Source organism: Kitasatospora sp. NPDC059571 (genome assembly GCF_042735675.1).
Lineage (GTDB): Bacteria > Actinomycetota > Actinomycetes > Streptomycetales > Streptomycetaceae > Kitasatospora.
In genome coordinates this window covers 7,515-10,845 of the sequence record NZ_JBHWBW010000254.1, presented here as the reverse complement: position 1 = coordinate 10,845, position 3,331 = coordinate 7,515, and the positions used below count along the sequence as shown (strand labels likewise).

4 protein-coding genes and 2 pseudogenes are annotated in these 3,331 nt (G+C 74.0%); 1 reads left to right on the top strand and 5 read right to left on the bottom strand.

The annotated features are described in order from the left end of the window. From ACFV0G_RS24765 to ACFV0G_RS24750, 4 genes and pseudogenes are all read right to left on the bottom strand, one after another. Window positions 1–539: pseudogene (locus ACFV0G_RS24765) on the bottom strand (hypothetical protein); the annotation flags it as partial. Window positions 540–555: 16 nt separating this feature from the next. Next, window positions 556–1,182 (bottom strand): nicotinate-nucleotide adenylyltransferase, encoded by a 627-nt coding sequence (gene nadD, locus ACFV0G_RS24760; RefSeq protein ID WP_380551903.1) that lies wholly within the window; start codon window positions 1,180–1,182, stop codon window positions 556–558. A 109-nt stretch (window positions 1,183–1,291) separates the two neighbouring features. Further along, window positions 1,292–1,438: a hypothetical protein gene (locus ACFV0G_RS24755; protein ID WP_380551900.1), complete on the bottom strand. Its 147-nt coding sequence runs from the start codon at window positions 1,436–1,438 to the stop codon at window positions 1,292–1,294. 153 nt (window positions 1,439–1,591) lie between these two features. After that, a complete protein-coding gene (locus ACFV0G_RS24750; protein ID WP_380551897.1) occupies window positions 1,592–1,744 on the bottom strand; it encodes a hypothetical protein in 153 nt (50 codons plus the stop codon). Window positions 1,745–1,948: 204 nt separating this feature from the next. Between ACFV0G_RS24750 and ACFV0G_RS24745 the strand changes: the two genes are divergently transcribed. Then, a complete protein-coding gene (locus ACFV0G_RS24745; RefSeq protein ID WP_380551894.1) occupies window positions 1,949–3,028 on the top strand; it encodes a M48 family metallopeptidase in 1,080 nt (359 codons plus the stop codon). Window positions 3,029–3,047: 19 nt separating this feature from the next. Here the strand turns inward: ACFV0G_RS24745 and ACFV0G_RS24740 are convergent. Further along, window positions 3,048–3,331, bottom strand: a pseudogene (locus ACFV0G_RS24740) (hypothetical protein); the annotation flags it as partial.

The following is a 3,331-nucleotide window of genomic DNA, read 5'->3' as shown; positions in this document are numbered from 1 at the left end:
GGCCGGGGCGGCGCGGCGGCGGCAGCGGCAGCGGCGACCGGCCGGGCCGGACCGGGGGCGGCGGCGGGCGGGGCCTGCTGCGGGGCCGACGGCTGCGGCACCTGCGCGCGGTACGGGTCCTGGACGTAGGCCTGCGACTGCTCCTGGCCGTAGCCGCCCTGGCCCGCGTACGGGTCCTGCGGCCGGCCCGGCTGCTCGTAGTAGCCCTGCTGCGGGTACCCGGACTGCTGCGGGTAGCCCTGCTGGGGGTAGTCCTGCTGGGCGTAGTCCTGGCCGTACGGGTCCTGCGGGCCGTAGTCCTGGCCGTAGCCGCCCTGGCCCGCGTACGGGTCCTGCGGCCGTCCCGGCTGCTCGTAGTAGCCCTGCTGCGGGTAGCCGGACTGCTGCGGGTAGCCCTGCTGGGGGTAGTCCTGGCCGTACGGGTCCTGCGGGCCGCCCGCCTGCTGGTGGTACCCCTGCTGCGGGTACCCCCGGCGGCCGTAGCCGTCGTAGCCCTCGTAGCCGTCGTCGGGCATTCCGCGGTCTGCCGTTCCGGTCACGCCGTCCCTCCCGGGATCAAGGCTGGGCCGGCGCGTAGAGCGCCCGCTTGTGGATGTAACGGACCACGCCGTCCGGGACGAGGTACCAGACCGGCTCGCCCTTGGCGACCCGGTTGCGGCAGTCCGTGGAGGAGATGGCCAGCGCCGGCACCTCGACCAGGGAGACCCCGCCGACCGGAAGACCGGCGTCCGAAAGAGTGTGCCCCGGCCGGGTGCACCCGATGAAGTGGGCGAGCTCGAAGAGTTCGTCGGAGTCGCGCCAGGAGAGGATCTGGGCCAGTGCGTCGGCGCCGGTGATGAAGAACAGCTCGGCGTCCGGGTGCAGGGCGCGCAGGTCGCGCAGGGTGTCCACGGTGTAGGTGGGGCCCTCGCGGTCGATGTCGATCCGGCTCACCGAGAACTGCGGGTTCTCCGCGGTGGCGATGACCGTCATCAGGTAGCGGTCCTCGGCCGGCGTCACCTGCCGGTCGGACTTCTGCCACGGCTGCCCGGTCGGTACGAAGACCACCTCGTCGAGGTGGAACGCGCTCGCCACCTCGCTGGCGGCGACCAGGTGCCCGTGGTGGATCGGGTCGAACGTGCCGCCCATCACGCCGAGGCGCCTCTTCGCCCGCGTGCCGGCGGTCTCGGCCTGCTGTCCCATGGCGCCACACCTTACGCGACGTGTCTCAGCGCCGGACACGCCGCCCGGAGAGGTCTGCCGGAGGGAGCGCGCAGCTTCTGTGCAGGCGCTCCCCCGCGGACGTCCGGGCTCAGCGGTCCCGGTTGAAGCGGGTGGTGATGAAGCCCAGCAGCAGCAGGATGAAGAGCGCGGAGCCGCCGGTGAGGTACGGGTTCAGGCTGTCGTGGTTGCCGCCCTCGGCGAGCTGGGCGAGGACGGGCAGTGCGGCAGTGCTCATGGTCGGCAGGACCTTCTCGGCTCGGTGGGCGGACGAGGTGCGGGCCGGGTACGGCCTGCGGCCTCATCGTACGGGTGGGCACGGCGCAACCGCTCGGCGGCCCACCGCGTCTGACCACGCGTAGGGCGGCGGTGCCGGGCGGTGTCCGGTTTGTCAGTTGTTGCGGCCGGCTCGCAGCAGGATCCAGGCCAGCAGGCCGACCCCGACGATGGAGCCGATCACGACGATCCGCAGGAACAGGCCCGGGCCGTTCTCGGTGGAGATCGGGCCGGCCAGGTGCGCCAGGGTGGCGGTGGCAGGGGACATCAGCGGTGCTCCTCTCGCTCCGGAGGAACAGCGTAGACCGGGGCGTACCGGGCACCCCACCCGGGGCGTACCGGGCACCCGGCTCCGCACCGCGGCGTACTGTGACCGTCCGGGGACGAGTACGCACGCACGGACGTTCAGCCAACAGCAGCGGGGGCCGGCCGCGAGCCGGTGCCGGCGACGACCAGGAGGGTACTCACACACATGACCGACCTTGCCAAGGACAGCACCACCCCGAGCCGCCGCCGGCAGCGCTTCCCCGGGATCTCCACCCGCGCCTGGGAGCACCCCGCCGACCGCTCCGCCCTGGTCGCCCTGCGCCGGCTCAGCGGCTTCGACGACGTCCTGAAGAAGCTCGCCGGCCTGGTCTCGGAGCGCAGCGTCCGGCTGATGTTCCTGGCCACCGCGGTGAAGACCTCCGAGCGCCAGTTCCCGGAGCTGTACGACATGGTCCGGGACGCCGCCTACGTGCTGGACCTGGAGAAGGTGCCGGACCTCTACGTCACCCAGGACCCGGCGGTCAACGCGATGTGCATCGGCATGGAGACGCCGATCATCGTGCTGACCAGCGGCCTGGTCGAACTGCTCGACGAGGAGGAGCTGCGGGCGGTCGTCGGCCACGAGGTCGGCCACGCCATGTCCGGGCACGCCGTCTACCGGACGATGCTGCTGATCCTCACCAACATCGCGGCCCGGATCGCCTGGCTGCCGCTCGGCAGCCTCGCCATCAGCGCGGTCATCACCGCCCTCAAGGAGTGGTTCCGCAAGGCCGAGCTCTCCTGCGACCGGGCGGGCCTGCTGGCCGGCCAGGACCTGCAGGCCTCGATGCGCGGCCTGATGAAGCTCGCCGGCGGCCACAACCTGGCCGAGATGAACGTCGACGCCTTCCTGGAGCAGGCCGAGGAGTACGAGAAGGCCGGCGACCTGCGCGACGGCGTGCTCAAGCTGCTCCAGGTGCTGCCGCAGACCCACCCGTTCGCGGTGGTCCGGGTCGCCAAGCTGAAGAAGTGGGCGGAGAGCGACGAGTACCGCTCGATCCTGGCCGGCGCCTACCCGCGTCGCGAGGACGACCGGGAGACCTCGGTCGGCGCCCAGTGGAAGGCCGCGGCCGACTCGTACTCGCAGTCGGTCAAGGAGTCCAAGGACCCGCTGATGGGCCTGCTGCGGGACGTCGCGGGCGGTGTCGGCACGGTCGGCGGCAAGCTGCGCGACAGCTTCGTCGGGGCCGGCCGCCCCGGCGGCGCGAACGGCGACGGCGAGCGCCCGGGCAGCGGCACGGAGTGAGCCGCGGCGGGGTGCCGGGTCAGCTCTTCACCAGCGGCCCGAGCGCCCCGCACAGCTGCCAGGCCGGCCGGCTGTGGTCGCCCGGGTCGACCGCGGCGGGCCGGTCCTGCGCCGACACGCCCTCGCCCGCCAGCAGCGGCTGGAGGAAGCCCGCGGTCTGCGCCGCGCACGCGGTCGGCCCGGCCTGGACGAGCCCGGGGGCCGGGGGGGGCCCGGGCCCCCCCCCGGCGCGCGCGGGGGGGGCGGCGCGGCGCCCCCCCCCCGCGGCGGACCCGGCCCCCCGCCCCGCGGGGGGGGGCCCGC

Bases quoted from the DNA above. Each gene is read 5' to 3' on its own strand.
- ACFV0G_RS24745 (WP_380551894.1), top strand. From the start codon at position 1,949: ATGACCGACCTTGCCAAGGACAGCACCACCCCGAGCCGCCGCCGGCAG.
- ACFV0G_RS24755 (WP_380551900.1), bottom strand. From the start codon at position 1,438: ATGAGCACTGCCGCACTGCCCGTCCTCGCCCAGCTCGCCGAGGGCGGC.
- nadD (WP_380551903.1), bottom strand. From the start codon at position 1,182: ATGGGACAGCAGGCCGAGACCGCCGGCACGCGGGCGAAGAGGCGCCTC.
- ACFV0G_RS24750 (WP_380551897.1), bottom strand. From the start codon at position 1,744: ATGTCCCCTGCCACCGCCACCCTGGCGCACCTGGCCGGCCCGATCTCC.